General features: G+C 69.8%; 13 protein-coding genes and 1 tRNA gene. 12 read left to right on the top strand and 2 right to left on the bottom strand.

The window, feature by feature from the left end:
• Positions 1 to 25: 25 nt before the first annotated feature.
• The 9 genes from AC3ZJJ_RS08675 to AC3ZJJ_RS08635 all read left to right on the top strand — a co-directional run bounded on the left by AC3ZJJ_RS08675 (position 26) and on the right by AC3ZJJ_RS08635 (position 7,505).
• Positions 26 to 1,126, top strand: a complete 1,101-nt coding sequence (locus AC3ZJJ_RS08675; protein WP_489895482.1) for a pseudouridine synthase — start codon at positions 26 to 28, stop codon at positions 1,124 to 1,126.
• 3 nt (positions 1,127 to 1,129) lie between these two features.
• Positions 1,130 to 2,233, top strand: coding sequence for a prephenate dehydrogenase (locus AC3ZJJ_RS08670; protein WP_489895480.1), 1,104 nt, complete (start codon positions 1,130 to 1,132; stop codon positions 2,231 to 2,233).
• Complete coding sequence (cmk, locus tag AC3ZJJ_RS08665; protein WP_489895478.1) at positions 2,234 to 2,902, top strand: (d)CMP kinase; 669 nt, start codon at positions 2,234 to 2,236, stop codon at positions 2,900 to 2,902. It abuts the gene before it with no gap.
• An 81-nt stretch (positions 2,903 to 2,983) separates the two neighbouring features.
• Positions 2,984 to 4,522, top strand: coding sequence for a ribosome biogenesis GTPase Der (der, locus tag AC3ZJJ_RS08660; protein ID WP_489895476.1), 1,539 nt, complete (start codon positions 2,984 to 2,986; stop codon positions 4,520 to 4,522).
• An 85-nt stretch (positions 4,523 to 4,607) separates the two neighbouring features.
• Positions 4,608 to 4,684 (top strand) — tRNA-Pro (locus tag AC3ZJJ_RS08655).
• Between the two features lie 300 nt (positions 4,685 to 4,984).
• Positions 4,985 to 5,461, top strand: coding sequence for an FHA domain-containing protein (locus AC3ZJJ_RS08650; RefSeq protein WP_489895474.1), 477 nt, complete (start codon positions 4,985 to 4,987; stop codon positions 5,459 to 5,461).
• 77 nt (positions 5,462 to 5,538) lie between these two features.
• The gene (ftsR, locus tag AC3ZJJ_RS08645; protein WP_489895761.1) at positions 5,539 to 6,222 is read left to right on the top strand and encodes a transcriptional regulator FtsR; all 684 of its coding nucleotides are present in this window, start codon (positions 5,539 to 5,541) and stop codon (positions 6,220 to 6,222) included.
• Positions 6,223 to 6,241: 19 nt separating this feature from the next.
• Positions 6,242 to 6,724 (top strand): bifunctional nuclease family protein, encoded by a 483-nt coding sequence (locus AC3ZJJ_RS08640; protein ID WP_489895472.1) that lies wholly within the window; start codon positions 6,242 to 6,244, stop codon positions 6,722 to 6,724.
• 190 nt (positions 6,725 to 6,914) lie between these two features.
• The gene (locus AC3ZJJ_RS08635) at positions 6,915 to 7,505 is read left to right on the top strand and encodes a MerR family transcriptional regulator (protein ID WP_489895470.1); all 591 of its coding nucleotides are present in this window, start codon (positions 6,915 to 6,917) and stop codon (positions 7,503 to 7,505) included.
• Between the two features lie 93 nt (positions 7,506 to 7,598).
• Here the strand turns inward: AC3ZJJ_RS08635 and AC3ZJJ_RS08630 are convergent, their stop codons facing one another.
• The gene (locus tag AC3ZJJ_RS08630) at positions 7,599 to 8,432 is read right to left on the bottom strand and encodes a ParA family protein (protein WP_489895468.1); all 834 of its coding nucleotides are present in this window, start codon (positions 8,430 to 8,432) and stop codon (positions 7,599 to 7,601) included.
• Between the two features lie 249 nt (positions 8,433 to 8,681).
• Here AC3ZJJ_RS08630 and AC3ZJJ_RS08625 point away from each other — a divergent pair, with 249 nt between their 5' ends.
• The 3 genes from AC3ZJJ_RS08625 (at position 8,682) to AC3ZJJ_RS08615 (ending at position 14,964) form a co-directional block, all read left to right on the top strand.
• Complete coding sequence (locus AC3ZJJ_RS08625) at positions 8,682 to 12,131, top strand: pyruvate carboxylase (protein WP_489895467.1); 3,450 nt, start codon at positions 8,682 to 8,684, stop codon at positions 12,129 to 12,131.
• Between the two features lie 136 nt (positions 12,132 to 12,267).
• Positions 12,268 to 13,533: a MinD/ParA family ATP-binding protein gene (locus AC3ZJJ_RS08620; RefSeq protein WP_489895465.1), complete on the top strand. Its 1,266-nt coding sequence runs from the start codon at positions 12,268 to 12,270 to the stop codon at positions 13,531 to 13,533.
• Between the two features lie 3 nt (positions 13,534 to 13,536).
• Entirely contained in the window at positions 13,537 to 14,964 is a 1,428-nt protein-coding gene (locus AC3ZJJ_RS08615) for a mycothione reductase (RefSeq protein ID WP_489895463.1), read from the top strand.
• A gap of 76 nt (positions 14,965 to 15,040) precedes the next feature.
• Here the strand turns inward: AC3ZJJ_RS08615 and AC3ZJJ_RS08610 are convergent, their stop codons facing one another.
• Positions 15,041 to 16,846 (bottom strand): AMP-dependent synthetase/ligase, encoded by a 1,806-nt coding sequence (locus tag AC3ZJJ_RS08610; RefSeq protein WP_489895461.1) that lies wholly within the window; start codon positions 16,844 to 16,846, stop codon positions 15,041 to 15,043.
• Positions 16,847 to 16,876 lie beyond the last annotated feature (30 nt).

Here is a 16,876-nt window from a genome sequence, read left to right as displayed (position 1 = left end):
ACTACGCAGCATTGAAGGACATGACATGACCCAGGGATCCCGTTCCGGCGCAGGCCGAGGCGACGAACGCCGCCAGGGCCCCTCGCAAGGCTCGGGGCGCGGGCAAGGCCCCGCGTCTTCCGGACGCGCCGGCGGACCGCGCCGCGACGACAGGCAGGGCGGCTCCTTCGGGGCGCCCTCCGAGGGCGGCAAGGGCGCGCCCCGGGGCGGCGCCAAGGGCAAGCCGGCGGGTGCCGGCAAGGCCGGGGCCGGGAAGTCCGGCGCGAAGCAGGGCGGCGCCTACCCCTCGAAGGGACCGCGTCCCTTCGGCAACGAACGCTTCGGCCGCAACCTCGGCCCCGTGCCGCGCAAGCGTCCGACGTCGAAGCCGGCGCCGAGGCCCCGGGAGGACGCGGACGAGCAGGACGGCGTGCGCCTGCAGAAGGTGCTGGCCAACGCCGGCGTCGCCTCGCGCCGCGTCAGCGAGGACATGATCGCCGCCGGCCGCGTCGAGGTCGACGGCGAAATAGTCACCGAGCTCGGCATGCGCGTCGATCCGACGACGGTCAGCATCCACGTCGACGGCATGCACGTGCAGCTCAACGACACGCTGAAGTACTTCGTCTTCAACAAGCCCCGCGGTGTGGTCTCCACGATGGACGACCCCGAGGGTCGACGCTGCATCTCCGACTACGTCAAAAAGCGGGGCGAGCGGCTGTTCCACGTCGGACGCCTGGACGTGAACACGGAGGGCCTCCTCCTCCTCACGAACGACGGCGAGCTGGCCAACCGTCTCACGCATCCCTCCTACGAGATCCCCAAGACCTACCTGGTCCAGGTTCCCGGCCCCATGGCGCAGGGGATCGGCGCCAAGATGAAGGACGGCATCCAGCTCGAGGACGGGTGGGCCAACGTCGATTCGTTCAAGCTCGTGGACTCCACGCCCGGCAAGGTCCTCGTCGAGGTCATCCTGCACTCGGGCCGGAACCGCGTTGTGCGCCGCCTGTTCGACGCCGTCGGACACCCCGTCAAGCGCCTCGTCCGGGTCCAGATGGGACCCATTCGCCTGGGCGACCAGAAGCAGGGCACCATCCGTCCGCTGGGCAAGCAAGAGGTCGGGCACCTGCTCGCCGCGGTGGGAATGTAGCCGGTGGCAGCAACGCACCTGACGGGTCGCGTGCTGGTCCTCGGCACCGGCCTGCTTGGCGCCAGCATCGGGTTGGGGCTCAGCCGCCGCGGGATCGACGTGCTTCTCTCGGACCCGTCGCCCACCGCGCAGTCCGTGGCACAGGACATCGGCGCGGGAACCGTTCTGGGCCCGGGGCTACGCGGCGCGCCGGACCTTGTGGTGGTCGCGGCGCCGCCGGACGTGACGGCGTCGGTCGTCGCGGGCGCGCTGCGCGTGTACCCGAACGCGACCGTCGTGGACATCGCGAGCGTCAAGTCGTCGATCCTTGAGAGCCTCCGCGCCGACAAGTCGCTGAATCCGGGCGACCTCGACCGCTACGTGGGCACACATCCGATGGCCGGACGGGAGAAATCCGGGCCGGCCGCCGCGCGCGGGGAATTGTTCACGGCCATGCCCTGGGTCATCTGCGCCCACGCCACGAGCAGCCACCAGAGCCTGCTGGCGGCCGAGTCGCTGGCCATGGACCTCGGAGCGACGGTCAGCCGCATGGACGCCGCCGAGCACGACGCCGCGGTGGCCCTGATCTCCCACTTCCCGCAGGTGGCCTCGTCGCTGCTGGCCTCCAGGTTGCTCAACGCCCCGGCGCACGCCCTGGCACTGGCCGGCAACGGGCTGCGGGACACCACCCGCATCGCCGCCTCGGACCCGCGGCTCTGGATCCAGATCCTCAGCCACAACGCCCCGCAGCTGGTCCCGATCCTCCACGGCCTGCGCGAGGACCTCAACCGGCTCATCAACACGCTCGAACACCCGGGCGCGCCCGGGGCCCTGCTCGACCTCGCCGAGCTGATGGGGGAGGGGAACGCCGGTCAGGCCCGCATTCCTGGCAAGCATGGCGCGCCGCCCCAGGCCTTCGCCGTCGTGACCGTCCTCGTGGACGACAAGCCCGGGCAGATCGCCCGGTTGCTCGCGGACGTCGGCGACGCCGGGGTCAACGTCGAGGACCTCCGCATGGAGCACTCCTCCGGACACCAGGTCGGCATGGTCGAGGTGTCGGTCCTCCCCGGACGGAGCCAGGAGCTGGTCTCCGCCCTCACCGAACGTCAATGGAAAGTGGTGCAGTAAGTGAAGCAGCTCGTGGTCGCAATCGACGGCCCCTCCGGCAGTGGCAAGTCCTCCGTCTCCAAGGAGGCGGCGCGCCGCCTCGGTGCCGCGTACCTGGACACGGGTGCCATGTACCGGGCCGTGACGTGGCACTGCCTCGATGCCGGGACCGATCTCTCCGACGCCGACGCGGTCGCCGCCGCGGTCCGCGCCGCCGACCTGTCCATCAGCACGGACCCGGGCGTCGAAGAGATCCGCATCCACGGGACAGACGTCACCACGCTGATCCGCGAACCGTTTGTCACCGAGGCCGTCTCCGCGGTCGCCACCAACCTGCAGGCCCGTGCGGAACTGGTCCGTCGGCAGCGCGAACTGATCGCCGCGCACCCCCGCGTTGTTGCCGAGGGCCGGGACATCACCACCGTCGTCGCACCGGACGCGCAGGCGAGGATCCTGCTCACCGCAAGCGAAGAGGCGCGGCTCCGCCGGCGCGGGATCCAGCTGGGCGGCACGCAGTCGTCCACCCAACTGCACCGCCAGGTGCTGACGCGCGACGCCAAGGACGCGACCGTCACCAACTTCACCACCGCGGCCGACGGCGTGGTCACGCTCGACTCCTCCGAGCTCGATTTCGAGCAGACCGTGCAGGCCGTCCTCGACATCGTTTCGGGGCGGTCCGGGCAGGCGTAGAACCACGCCTGCCCAAGACATGCGAAAATAGAAGGTGCCTTCGTGTCCAGCGGGGGCGGCAAACAAAGGAAACCCCTCACCATGACCGATAGCGCCGCCTACCCGGGCGACGGCGACGACTACGTCCCCTCGGGCGAGGACCACATCGCCGAGAAGCTCCAGCACATCTCCGACGAGGACGCGGAATTGCGCGCCGCGTCGTTGCGCGCGGGCCTCGACGACTACGATCTCGACGACGAGGACGCAGCCCTCCTCGCCCACGCGGAGGACGACTCATTCGACGAGGAGGACGACCGGATCCCGCCGGTCTTGGCCATCATCGGGCGTCCCAACGTCGGCAAGTCAACGCTGGTCAACCGCATCATCGGCCGCCGCGAGGCGGTCGTCGAGGACGTTCCAGGGGTGACCCGCGACCGTGTCACCTACTCCGCCGAGTGGGGCGGACGCGACTTCACGCTCGTCGACACGGGCGGCTGGGAACACGACGCCAAGGGCCTCCACGCCCGCGTCGCGGAGCAGGCCGAGATCGCCGCGGAGATGGCGGACGCCATCGTCTTCGTGGTGGACTCCGCCGTCGGCGCCACGGCGACCGATGAGGGCGTCGTTCGGATGCTCCGCCGCATGAAGAAGCCGGTATTCCTGGTCGCCAACAAGGTCGACGACATCTCCCAGGAGGCGGACTCCGCCTCCCTGTGGGGCCTCGGCTTCGGCCAGCCCTACCCCGTGTCCGCGCTGCACGGGCGCGGCACCGCGGACCTTCTCGACGACATCGTCAAGAAGCTCCCGGAGTTCTCGGCCAACGAGGGCCTCATTCCGCGCGGCGGCCCCCGCCGCGTGGCGCTTATCGGGCGCCCGAACGTCGGAAAGTCCTCCCTGCTGAACAAACTCGCGGGCAGCGAGCGCGTGGTTGTGGACAACACGGCCGGGACTACGCGCGACCCCGTCGACGAGCTCGTGGAGCTTGGCGGCCGCACGTGGAGGTTTGTGGACACGGCCGGCATCCGTCGCCGCCAGCACATGGCGCACGGTTCGGACTACTACGCGTCGCTGCGCACCCAGAGCGCCCTGGACAAGGCGGAGGTTGCCGTCGTGCTGCTTGCGGTGGACGAGGTCCTCAGCGAACAGGACGTTCGCATCCTCCAGATGACTATCGAGTCGGGGCGTTCGCTGGTGTTGGCGTTCAACAAGTGGGACCTCTTGGACGACGAGCGTCGCCGCTACCTCGAGCGCGAGATCGAGCAGGACCTGGCGCACGTCGACTGGGCGCCTCGCGTCAACATCTCGGCCAAGACCGGCTGGCACAAGGAAAAGCTGGTGCCGGCCCTGGACACCGCGCTGGAGTCCTGGGACAAGCGCATTCCCACGGGCAAGCTCAACGCGTTCCTGGGCGAGCTTGTGGCCGCGCATCCGCACCCGGTCCGCGGCGGCAAGCAGCCCCGGATCCTCTTCGGCACGCAGGCGTCCGCGAGGCCGCCACGCTTTGTTCTCTTCACCACCGGATTCCTCGACCCGGGCTACCGCCGGTTCATCACGCGCCGCCTCCGGGAGACCTTCGGGTTCGAGGGAACACCGATCGAGGTCAGCATGCGCGTGCGCGAAAAGCGGGGGCGTCAAAAGTAGTCCCAAATCTGGGGTAGAGTATCCAAGGAGCTTTTCGCAGACGGACCCGTTTGGAAACGAGTGGGAGAACGGCTGCGGAAAACCTCGGGCTATGGCGCAGCTTGGTAGCGCGCCTGACTGGGGGTCAGGAGGTCGTGGGTTCGAATCCCGCTAGCCCGACCACACCGAAGGGGTCCGGGGAATCGCAAGATTCCCCGGACCCCTTAGTCGTCCCCCCAGGCCTTAAGCCCGGGGAGTTCCGGAGCCTATACTTTCAAAACGCAGGTGGCGCGGCACGGCGGGTCTGGCGTGGCACCGCCGGGTCATCCGTTTACTTGGGCGGCGTTGCCAACAGCGTCCTGACGGCCGACGATTCCGTCCGAAAGGTAGGCTAGGCTGGATGAAAGGACGACTCGGGGCGCTAGGCGGCGCCGACCGGGTCCTTTGGCTAAAGTTGTTGACGCAAATCAGGGAGGACACCACATGGCAGGGGAAAACGGCCTGAGCGACACCAGGCCCGGTCGCGGGGAATCGGTCGCGGAGACCACGAGCATCAGCCTGCCTCCGCTCGCCGAGGGCCCCATCGGCGACACCCCGCTGGCGCCCGAGGAGCGCGCGGCCGTCGCCGCCCTTCCCGAGGGCTCCGCACTCCTGATCGCCCATTCCGGCCCCAATCGGGGTGCGAGGTTCCTGTTGGACTCCGAGCGCACGACGGCGGGGCGCCACCCCGAGGCGGACATCTTCCTCGACGATGTCACGGTGTCCCGCAAGCACGCCGAGTTCCGGCGGACCGACGGCGGTTTCGAGGTGGTGGACGCGGGCAGCCTGAACGGCACGTACGTGAATCACGACCGCGTCGACGCCGTTGGCCTGCGCACCGGTTCCGAGGTCCAGATCGGCAAGTTCCGCCTAACGTTCTACGCCGGCACCCGCCCGACCGCCGCCGCACGGCAAGACTGACGGCTACGCCAGTGGCCACCACCGCACACGCCCGGCGCACCGCCGAAGCGGGCGGCGCTTCACCGCGCTCCTCGGTCCTGAACATCGGGGAGGTCCTGGCGGAGCTGTCGGCCGACTACCCGCAGACCACCGCGTCCAAGATCCGCTTCCTCGAGGAAAAGGGTCTGATCACGCCACAGCGGACGGCCGCCGGCTACCGAAAATACACCGCCGGGGACATCGACCGCCTGCGCTTCATCCTGGCCCTGCAACGCGACCAGTATCTGCCGCTCAAGGTCATCAAGGACTACCTCGACGCGGTGGACCGCGGCGAGCGCCCCGAGCAGCTGCCCGGCGGAATCACGCTTGCGCCGCGCAGCGTCACGGAGCAGATGGCCAGCGAGCTCGCCGGCCGGCGGCGTCCGCTCACCCGCGCCGAACTGCAGGGGGCGACCGGCGCATCCGCCGAGCTGATCGAGGAACTGTTGGCGTACGGGATCATCGCCGAAGAGAACCAGCGCTTCGACGAGCATGCCGTCCGCATCGCGACCGCCAGCGCCAAGCTCGCTGGCCACGGGATCGAACCCCGGCACCTTCGGGCGTTCAGGGTGGCCGCGGACCGGGAGCTCGGGCTGGTCGAACGCGCCGTCGCGCCGTTGACGACCCGGCGGGACGTCTCCTCCCGGGCCCGCGCCGCGGAGACGGCACGCGAAATCAGCGACGCCTGCCTGGCCTTGCACAGCGCACTGGTCAACGGAGCCATCGCAAGGCTGGATCACTAGGGAACGGAAGGGGAGAGCCATGCGGGAACTTGAGGTAGTCGGGGTTCGCATCGAACTGCCGTCCAACCAGCCGTTGGTTCTCCTGAAGGAGGCCGACGGCCCGCGCCACCTGCCGATCTGGATCGGCGCGCCGGAGGCTTCGGCGATCGCGATGGCCCAGCAGGGGATCGAGACCCCGCGGCCGATGACCCACGACCTCTTGGCCTCGGTGATCGGCGCGCTGAACCGCACACTGGTCGAGGCGCGCCTGGTGTCCGTGCAGGACACCGTCTTTTACGCGCGCCTGGTTTTCGATGGCGGGGTCGAGGTCGACTCCCGCGCCTCGGACGCCGTTGCGATCGCCCTGCGCGTCGGGTGCCCCCTGACCTGCGCGGACGAGGTGCTGGTCGAGGCGGGTGTCCTCGTGAGCGACGACGGCACGTCGAGCGAGGGGGAAGAGGCCGAACTGCGCGAGTTCCGCGAGTTTCTTGCGGACGTCGAACCGGAGGACTTCGAGCCCTAGCGACACGCCCTCAAGTTAAGCTTGAAGGTCTTTGACCTTGCGGCCCGCTCGCCGTACCGTCGAAGCATAGGTTTCCCATTGCCTGGCTTGTCGTCCGAGCGGAACATTGGGTGGATCCGTCCGCCCGCCTTCGACTCCGACCCCAGCGGGCCTTTTCCCCTCGGGGAGCACTAGACAAGGAGGGTTCGACGTGAGTCCCACAGGTGATCACCGCGGATCGTCGGGCAACGGCACGAGGGCAGCGGGCAACGGTGCCTCGCAGGGCCTGCTGTTCTCCGAGGACCTGCCGGTCCTCGACGAAGACGCCGGCTACCGCGGCCCGATCGTATGCAAGGCGGCAGGAATCACCTACCGTCAACTCGACTACTGGGCCCGGACCGGCTTGGTTGAGCCCGCGGTGCGCGGCGCCTCCGGTTCCGGCACCCAGCGCCTCTACAGTTTCCGGGACATTCTGGTCCTCAAGGTCGTCAAGCGTCTGCTGGACACCGGCGTGTCGCTCCAGCAAATCCGCACGGCCGTCAGCCACCTGCGGGAGCGCGGCGTCGAGGACCTCGCCCAGATCACGCTGATGAGCGACGGCGCGTCGGTCTACGAATGCACGTCCGCCGACGAGGTTATCGATCTCGTCCAGGGCGGCCAGGGAGTGTTCGGCATCGCCGTCGGACGCGTCTGGCGCGAGGTCGAGGGCAGCCTGTCCGCCCTCCCCAGCGAGCATGCCGCCGAGGAGTTCCCCGAGGACGAACTGGGCCAGCGGCGGGCAGCCAAGAAGTCCGCCAGCTAGCGCGGCCGGCACGCGGGCACCCCCGAACGGCGCCCCGAAACACACAACGGCGGGCGGCTTCCCTTCGAAGACGCCCTCCGTTGTGTGCCGCCCCTAGCGCGAAGCGCGCGAGACGCGGCTGCGCAGGCCCCCGGAATCGGTGACATTGCGGAGGAGCTCGTCGAAATGGGCGGCGCCCTGACGCGCGGCCTCGCCGGGCCACTGGTGCACCGAGTAGGCGGCGCCCTGGATCTGCTGCCAGTTGGCCTGGTCCGGAATGATCGGGGAGAGGAGCGAGGAGCCGAACATCGAGCGCATCTCCTCCAGCCTGAAGCGCTGCTCGGCGGAGGCCGACCTGTAGCGGTTGGCGACGACCCCGGCCGTGGTGAGGTCCGGGGCAAACTCCCTGCGGAACAGCTCGAGTGCCCTCATGCTTCGCTCCGTGCCCGCGACGGAGAAGAGGCTGGGCTCCGCGACGAGCAACACGCGGTTGCTGGCGGTCCACGCCATGCGTGTCAGGCCGTTCAAGGAAGGCGGGCAGTCGATGAGGACCAACGAGTACTTGGACGTGCGCCCCAGCAGCGTGCGGAGGCGGCGCATTTCGCGCAGGCGCAGGTCAGGGCGGTCGTAGATGCCCGCGAACGCTCCGCCGACGGCCACGTCCAGGACCGGCCCGCGGCCGCGCGCGGGATCGGCAGGGGCCTTCTCCACCCAGGAGCTCGGGACGGCATTCGGCTCGATGTCCGCACGGCGCGCATTCTTGAGCAGATGGCCGATGTCGCGCCGGCCGTTGAGCCGAACGCCCAGCCCGGTGCTGGCGTCCGCGTGCGGGTCGAGGTCCACCACCAGGGTCGGCAGTCCCGCGGCAAGGGCGGCGGAGGCCAGCCCCAGAGTGACGGACGTCTTTCCGACGCCACCTTTGAGACTGCTGATGCTCACAACCTGCACGGACCCGACCACAACCTCTTCTGTGTGTAACCCTTGTTCTGCTCCCCGACCATCATAGGTCTCCCAAACGGCGGGGCGGTCCGGCGTGTCGCGGGGCGGGAGTTCTTCCCGCGCAATGTTTCTGGGTGTGGCCCCCGCCACTGTAGTGTGATTTTCAAGGTGGCCCCCGGGGGCCGCCCGGCGACGATGCCGTCCCGATTTGTGGGCGCCCCGGCGCCTTCCATTGACGTTGACATTCCCAGGAGCACCATGTTTTCCAAGGTTCTGGTTGCCAATCGCGGCGAGATCGCGATTCGCGCTTTTCGTGCAGGCTACGAGTTGGGCGCCAAGACGGTCGCCGTTTTCCCGCATGAGGACCGGGGCTCGATGCACCGGCAGAAGGCGGACGAGGCGTACCAGATCGGCGAGGAGGGCCACCCGGTCCGCGCCTACCTGGACGTCGAGGAGATCGTGCGGGTGGCCAAGGAGTCCGGCGCAGACGCGATCTACCCGGGCTACGGCTTCCTCTCGGAAAACCCGGACCTGGCCCGGGCCGCGCGGGACGCGGGCATCACGTTCGTCGGGCCGCCGGCCGAGGTGCTGGAGCTGGCGGGGAACAAGGTCGAGGCGCTGCGCGCCGCGCGGGCCGCGGGCGTTCCGGTGCTGAACTCCTCGGAGCCCTCCGCGGACGTGGACTGGCTGATCGGCGAGGCGGACAAGATAGGGTTCCCGATCTTCGTGAAGGCCGTCGCGGGCGGCGGCGGGCGCGGGATGCGCCGGGTCGACACGCGGGCGGACCTGCCCGAGGCGTTGGGCTCGGCGATGCGCGAGGCGGGCACCGCGTTCGGGGACCCGACCGTGTTCCTGGAACAGGCCGTCCTGCGCCCTCGGCACATCGAGGTGCAGATCCTCGCCGACGGCGCCGGCAACGTGGTCCACCTCTTCGAGCGCGACTGCTCGCTGCAGCGCCGGCACCAGAAGGTCATCGAGATCGCGCCGGCGCCGAACCTGGACGAGGGGATCCGGCAGGCGTTGTTCGCCGACGCGGTGAAGTTCGCGAAGGCCCTGAACTACCAGAACGCCGGCACGGTCGAGTTCCTCGTGGACACGGTGGGCGAGCGGGCCGGGCAGCACGTGTTCATCGAGATGAACCCGCGCATCCAGGTCGAGCACACGGTCACCGAGGAGATCACGGACGTCGACCTGGTCTCCGCGCAGATGCGCATCGCGGCCGGGGAGACCCTGGAGGACCTTGGGATCCGGCAGGAGGACCTGCGGGTCCGCGGCGCGGCCCTGCAATGCCGCATCACCACGGAGGACCCGGCCAACGGGTTCCGTCCCGACGTTGGCACGATCACCGTGTACCGCTCGGCCGGCGGGTCCGGTGTCCGGCTGGACGGCGGCACGATCTACGCCGGCGCCGAGGTCTCCCCCCACTTCGACTCGATGCTGGTGAAGCTGACCTGCCGCGGCCGCGACTACGAGATGGCTGTGCGCCGCGCACGGCGCGCGCTGGCCGAGTTCCGGGTGCGCGGCGTGACCACGAACATCCCGTTCCTGATGAATGTGCTGGACGATCCGCAGTTCGTCGCCGGGGACGTCGCGACGGACTTCATCGACTCCCGCCCGGACCTGCTCGAGGGTAACAAGTCCCAGGACCGCGGCACGAAGGCGCTGACCTTCCTCGCGGACGTCACGGTCAACCGCCCCAACGGTGAGCGCCGCGAGGGCCTGGACCCGCGCGAGAAGCTGCCCTACTACCCCGGGGACAAGTCCGAGGAGCCCTTCCGGTCCCCGTTCGACGGTCCCTCCGCCCACCAGCCGCCCGCCGGGTGGCGCCAGGTGCTCCTGGAGAAGGGGCCGGAGGGCTTCGCCGCCGCGCTGCGCGCGCAGACCGCGGTCGCGGTCACCGACACCACGTTCCGCGACGCGCACCAGTCGCTGCTGGCCACCCGTGTGCGCACCCGGGACCTGCTGGCCGCGGCCCCGGCGTTCGCGCACACCCTGCCGCAGCTGTTCTCCATGGAGGTCTGGGGCGGGGCGACGTACGACGTCGCGCTGCGGTTCCTGGGCGAGGACCCGTGGAAGCGCCTCGCGCTGCTGCGCGCGGAGCTGCCGAACATCCCGCTGCAGATGCTGCTGCGCGGGCGGAACACCGTGGGCTACACCCCGTACCCGACCGAGGTCACCGACGCGTTCGTCGCCGAGGCCGCGGCGACCGGCATCGACATCTTCCGGATCTTCGACGCGCTGAACGACGTGTCCCAGATGGAACCGGCGATCAGGGCCGTCCGCGCGACCGGCACCGCGGTGGCCGAGGTCGCCCTCTGCTACACCGGCAACCTGCTGGACCCCGCCGAGGACCTCTACACCCTGGACTACTACCTGGACCTCGCGCAGCGGATCGTGGACGCCGGAGCGCACATCCTGGCGATCAAGGACATGGCGGGCCTGCTGCGCCCGGCCGCGGCGAAGCTGCTGGTCACCGCGCTGCGGGAGCGCTTCGACCTCCCCGTCCACCTGCACACCCACGACACCGCCGGCGGGCAGCTGGCGACGCTGATGGCCGCGGTCGACGCCGGCGTGGACGCGGTCGACGTCGCGATCGCCTCGATGGCCGGGACCACGTCCCAGCCCTCGTCCTCGGCCCTGGTCGCGGCGCTGGCGCACACCGGGCGGGACACCGGGATCGCGCTGGACGCGGTCGCGGCGCTCGAGCCCTACTGGGAGTCCGTGCGGGCGATGTACGCGCCGTTCGAGTCCGGCCTGGCCGGGCCGACGGGGCGGGTGTACCGGCACGAGATCCCGGGGGGGCAGCTCTCCAACCTCCGCCAGCAGGCCATCGCGCTGGGCCTGGGGGAGCGGTTCGAGGCGATCGAGGACATGTACACCGCGGCGAACCGGATCCTGGGGCGGCTGGTGAAGGTCACGCCGTCGTCGAAGGTCGTGGGCGACCTGGCCCTCCAGTTGGTGGGCATGAATGTGGACCCGGACGAGTTCGAGGCGAACCCGCAGGCGTTCGACATCCCGGAGTCCGTCATCCAGTTCCTCTCCGGCGAGCTCGGGGACCCGCCGGGCGGCTGGCCCGAGCCGTTCCGGTCCAAGGCGCTGGAGGGCCGGAACGTGCGGACCCGCGTCGAGGAGCTTGCCGTGGAGGATTCCGAGGCGCTGCGCGCGGACTCGGAGACCCGGCGCCGGACGCTGAACCGGTTGCTGTTCGCGGGTCCGACCCGGGACTACGAGAAGTCCGTCGCCGACTTCGGCGACATCTCGACCCTCCACACCCGCGACTACCTCTACGGCCTGGAGAAGCACACGGAGCACGTGATCTCCCTGGGCAAGGGCGTGCGCCTGCTGGCGACGCTGCAGGCCATCTCGGACCCGGACGAGAAGGGCATGCGCCAGGTGATGTGCACGCTCAACGGGCAGATGCGCAGCATCACGGTGCGGGACCGCAACGTGGAGTCCACGGTGAAGGCCGCGGAGAAGGCCGACCCGCAGCAGGCGGGGCACATCGCGGCGCCGTTCGCCGGAGCGGTCACGTCCACCGTGAGCGTGGGCGACACCGTCGAGGCCGGCGCGACCGTCGCAACGATCGAGGCCATGAAGATGGAGGCCTCCATCACCTCGCCCGCCGGAGGCAAGGTCGTCCGCATCGCGATCGACGGCACCGCCCAGGTCCAGGGCGGAGACCTCCTGCTCGTCGTGGGCGCCGAATAGCGGCGGCGGACGCCACACCACGGCGTCCGCAGCACGTCCCACCGGGGACCGACACCCTTCGGGGTGGCGGTCCCCGTGTGCGCTAATGTGAAGGCTGACCCCGGCCACAGGCCATTCCGCACGCCCCGAGGACGCGATGACCCAGCACAGCAGGACACCCGACGAGAACCCGTTGGACGCCGGAAACGTCGGCCAGGAAAGCGACGTATCCGCGGACGGGGCGTCCCACGGAGCCGAGCCGGGTCCCTCGGCCACCGCCGGCGATACCGAGGACGCCGTGTCCGCAGACGCCGTGTCCCAAGACGCCGTGTCCAGAGGCGCCACGCGATTCCCCGCCACGGACTCCGCCTCCGGCATTCCGGACGTCGCGGGATGGCACCCCTCCGGGTCGGTCCTCTCGGGCGCCGGCGCCGAATCCCTCGAGTCCCCGGCCGTGGAGTCCTCCGATGCCCCGGCCCCGGGACCTGCGCCCGCAACCCCCGAAACGGCCGCGGCCCTGACCGCGGACCGGCTGTTGGAGCCCCGAAACCGGCCGCCGGCATCCGGGTGGCGCCGCTGGCTGTTCGCCTCGACCCTCGGCAAGGTCAACGTGGGCGATTCGGACGCCGCCCGGATGCGGCGCATCACGGAGCACAAGATCGCCGCGCCGCTGGGCGAGGGAACCCGCTACGTGCCGGTCCTCTCCCGCAAGGGCGGCGTCGGCAAGACCACCGTCACCACCCTGCTGGGCATGGCGCTCGCCCAGGTCCGTGAGGACCGGATCATCGCCATGGACGCGAACCCGGACCGCGGCACGCTGACGGATCGCTCGCCCGGGAAGGCCCGCTACACGGCGCGGCAACTGGTGCAGAACCGCTTTATGGTCGATTCGTTCTCGAAGCTCTCCACGTACGCCGCCCGCGAGGGGTCCCGCCTACACGTCTTGGCGTCGGACACCGATCCCCACATCGCCGAGGCTTTCGACGACTCGGACTACCGTGCGGTCACGGACCTGCTCTCCAAGTTCTATTCGATTGTGCTCACGGATTCGGGGACGGGCATGGTGCACTCCGTCATGAAGGGCACGCTGGACAAGGCCGACGCCGTTGTGCTGGTCTCCGGGGCCAGTGTGGACGAGGCCCGGCTGGCGTCGGAGACGCTGTCCTGGCTGGAGGCCCACGGCCGCACCGACCTCTCCGAGCGCGCGATCGTGGTGATCAACCAGTCGGCCGGGCAGGGCCGCGGCGTCAACGTCGAGGAAATCGAGGCGCATTTCCGGACCCGCGCGGCCACCGTGGTTCGCCTTCCCCACGATCCACACCTCGCCGAGGGGTCGCGCATCGAGCTGGCCCGGTTGCGTCCCGCCACGCGCCAGGCCGCCATGGAGTTGGCGTCGCTCGTTGTCGACGAGCTGAAGCGCTAGCCCGTGCCGCACTACGATCTGGCCATCATTGGCTCTGGCTCGGGAAACTCCCTGATCACGCCCTTCTGGGACAACAAGCGGGTCGCGATGATCGACGGAGGCACCTTTGGCGGGACCTGCCTGAACGTCGGGTGCATCCCCACCAAGATGTTCGTGTACCCCGCACAGCTCGCCGCGTCGCCGGCCGAGGCCGCGCGCCTCGGCGTGGACCTGCGGCTCGAGGGCGTCCGGTGGACGGAGATCCGCGACAGGATCTTCGGCAGGATCGACGCGATCTCCGCGGCGGGCCGGCGGTACCGCGCCGATGAGCTGGAGAACGTGGACCTGTACGAGGAGCACGTCGGGTTCACTGCGCCGGGTGCGCTGCGGACGGACTCCGGCACGGAAATTACGGCGGACCGCATCGTTGTTGCCGCCGGGTCGCGGGCCGTGCGCCCCGATGTGCCGGGCATGGACCTGCCGCAGGTCCACACGTCGGACACCATCATGAGGCTGCCGTCGCTTCCGCGCCGGGTACTGGTGCTCGGCGGCGGCTTCATCGCGGCCGAGTTCGCCCACGTGTTCCACTCCTTTGGCGCTGCGGTGGTCCAGGTCAACAGGTCCGGCCGGCTGCTTCGCCAGCACGACGAGGAGATCTCGCGCCGCTTCACGGCGGCCGCCGGCCGGCGTTGGCGCGTGGAGCTGGGCCACGCGGTGACCGGCATCAACCAAAACGCGGATGGTTCCGTCACGGCGTCCTTCGGGCCCGACGACGCCGGACGTCCGCTCAGTGTCGAGGCCGACGTCGTGCTGGTTGCCACCGGCCGCGTCCCCAACGCGGACCGGCTCGGCGCCGGCGACGCAGGGTTGGACTTGAACGACGACGGGACGCTCGCCGTGGACGACTTCCAGCGTGTTTTGGCCGGCGGCCGGCCCCTCGACGGTGTCTATGCCCTGGGTGACGTGTCCAACGAGTTCCAACTCAAGCACGTCGCCAACCGGGAGGCGCGGGTGGTCGCGCACAACCTGGAGCACCCGACCGACCAGCGGCGCATGGACCGGTCCCACGTGCCGGCCGCGGTCTTCAGCGACCCGCAGATCGCGACGGTTGGCCTCACGGAGGAACAGGCCCGCGGGCAGGCCGCCCCCGGCGAGGAGATCGTCACCGTTGTGCAGGACTACGGCTCCACCGCCTACGGATGGGCCATGGAGGACGGCGAGGGAGTGGTCAAGCTTGTCGCCGAAAGAAATTCCCGGAAGATTCTGGGGGCGCACATTATGGGCCACGAGGCGTCCATGCTCGTCCAGCCCCTGATCCAGGCGATGGCGACCGGCGTGGACGTCCCCGCCATGGCCCGCGGCCAGTACTGGATCCACCCGGCACTGACGGAGGTCGTTGAGAACGCGCTGCTGGCCCTGGACATCGACGCGTCGGACGACGACCCGCTGTAGTGCCGGGGGACGGACGCGCCGAGGCCGGCCCCCGCTGGACGGGGGGCCGGCCTCGGGCCGCGTCTGGACGGCGCGGCTAGCGCTGCTTCACCGCGTAGATGTCGTCCACCACGGAGCCGAAGTCCTTCAGCACCTGTGCCCGCTTGATCTTCAGGGACGGGGTCAGGTGGCCCGAGGTTTCCGTGAAGTCCGTAGGGACGATCCGGAACTCCTTGATCGACTCGGCCTTGGAGACGGAGTTGTTTGCGCCGTCGATGATCCCTTGGATGGCCGCATGGACCTCGGGCAGCTCCGCCGCCTCCTGAGCGCTCGAGGCCGGAAGGTGGTGGCGCTGGAGCCAGCCCGGCAGCGCCTCCTCGTCGAGCGTCACCAGGGCGGAGATGAACGGCCGCTGGTCCCCGACGACGACGCACTGGGAGACCAGAGCATCTGCGCGGATCGCGTCCTCCAGCTGCGCCGGGATCACGTTCTTGCCGCTTGCCGTGACGATGATCTCCTTCTTGCGGCCGGTGATCCTCAGGAAGCCGTCCGCGTCTAGTTCGCCGATGTCGCCGGTGTGGAACCAGCCTCCGCTGAATGTCTCGTCCTGCAGGTCCGGCCGGTTGTAGTACGTCCGCATCACACAGTTTCCGCTGGCGAGGATCTCGCCGTCGTCCGCGATCTTGACCCCGTTGCCCGGGATCGGGGCCCCCACCGTCCCGATCTTGATGCGCTTGGGTGTGTTGACCGTGATCGGCGCCGTGGTCTCAGTGAGGCCGTAGCCCTCCAGGATCATCAGACCGATGCCGTTGAAGAAGTGCCCCAGCCGCTCGCCCAGGGGTGCGCCGCCGGAGACGGCGTGCACCACGCGGCCGCCCATCGCCGCGCGGATCTTCCCGTACACGAGCTTGTCGAAGACCCTGTGCTTGAGGCTCAGGACCAGAGGCACCTTGCCCTGCTCCCGCGCGCGGGACCAGGCGATGGCCGTGTCCGCCGCGGCGTGGAAGATCTTGCCCTTCCCGCCGTCCTCGGCCTTGAGCATGGAGGAGTTGTACACCTTCTCGAACACCCGGGGAACGGCCAGGATGAACGTCGGCCTGTAGCTCTGCAGGTCCGGCAGCAGGTTCTTGACGTCCGGCGTGTGGGCGACCGTCGCGCCGGCCGCGACGCAGAGGACGGAGATGAAGCGGGCGAAGACGTGCGCCAGCGGGAGGAACATGATGGTGGAGGCGCCCGCGTGCACACACTCCGGCAGCGCGGCCGCGGCGTTCTCGCTGAGCTCCACGAAATTGTGGTGGGTCAGTTCGCAGCCCTTGGGGCGCCCGGTGGTGCCGGAGGTGTAGATGATCGTCGCCAGGCTGTCCTGGTTGAGGGAGGTCCGGCGCTCCTCGAGCTGGGCGTCGCCCACGGAGGCGCCCGCCAAGCGCAGGGCGTCGAGTCCGTCGCCATCCATCTGCCACACGTGCGCCAGGGAGTCCAGTCCCTCTTGGGCGGCCGCCTGCCGGACCACGTTCTCGTGCCGCCCGGATTCCACGATGGCCGCGGTGGCCCCGGAATCGCCCAGGATCCAGGCCACCTGCGTGGGTGACGAGGTCTCGTAGACCGGTACGGACACACAACCGGCGAACCAGATGGCGAAATCCACGAGGGCCCACTCGTAGCGCGTGCGGGCCATGATGCCGATCCGCCCGCCCGGCTCGATGCCCTCCGCGATCAGTCCCTTGGCGATGGCGGAGGCGTCCGCGGCGAAGTCCTTGGCGCTGACGTCGAGCCATCCGCCCTGGCCGTCGGGGCGGGAAAACAACGTCGGGTTCGACGGCGATGCCGCGTGGCGCAGGACAAAGTCCGTCGCGTTCGTTGCAGGTGGGCTGACCACGAGCGGGGGTACGCTGAGTTCGCGCACAGTGGGCTCCTCTTCGTCGAGTGTTGACGA

The organism is Arthrobacter sp. AOP29-A2-19 (assembly GCF_058138025.1).
The sequence above is the reverse complement of the archived record's forward strand: the minus strand, read 5'-3'. Positions and strand labels throughout refer to the sequence as shown.

Excerpts from the sequence above, each read along its gene's own strand:
- AC3ZJJ_RS08640 (WP_489895472.1), top strand. The coding sequence starts at position 6,242 with ATGCGGGAACTTGAGGTAGTCGGGGTTCGCATCGAACTGCCGTCCAAC.
- AC3ZJJ_RS08620 (WP_489895465.1), top strand. The coding sequence starts at position 12,268 with ATGACCCAGCACAGCAGGACACCCGACGAGAACCCGTTGGACGCCGGA.
- der (WP_489895476.1), top strand. The coding sequence starts at position 2,984 with ATGACCGATAGCGCCGCCTACCCGGGCGACGGCGACGACTACGTCCCC.
- AC3ZJJ_RS08650 (WP_489895474.1), top strand. The coding sequence starts at position 4,985 with ATGGCAGGGGAAAACGGCCTGAGCGACACCAGGCCCGGTCGCGGGGAA.
- AC3ZJJ_RS08625 (WP_489895467.1), top strand. The coding sequence starts at position 8,682 with ATGTTTTCCAAGGTTCTGGTTGCCAATCGCGGCGAGATCGCGATTCGC.
- AC3ZJJ_RS08675 (WP_489895482.1), top strand. The coding sequence starts at position 26 with ATGACCCAGGGATCCCGTTCCGGCGCAGGCCGAGGCGACGAACGCCGC.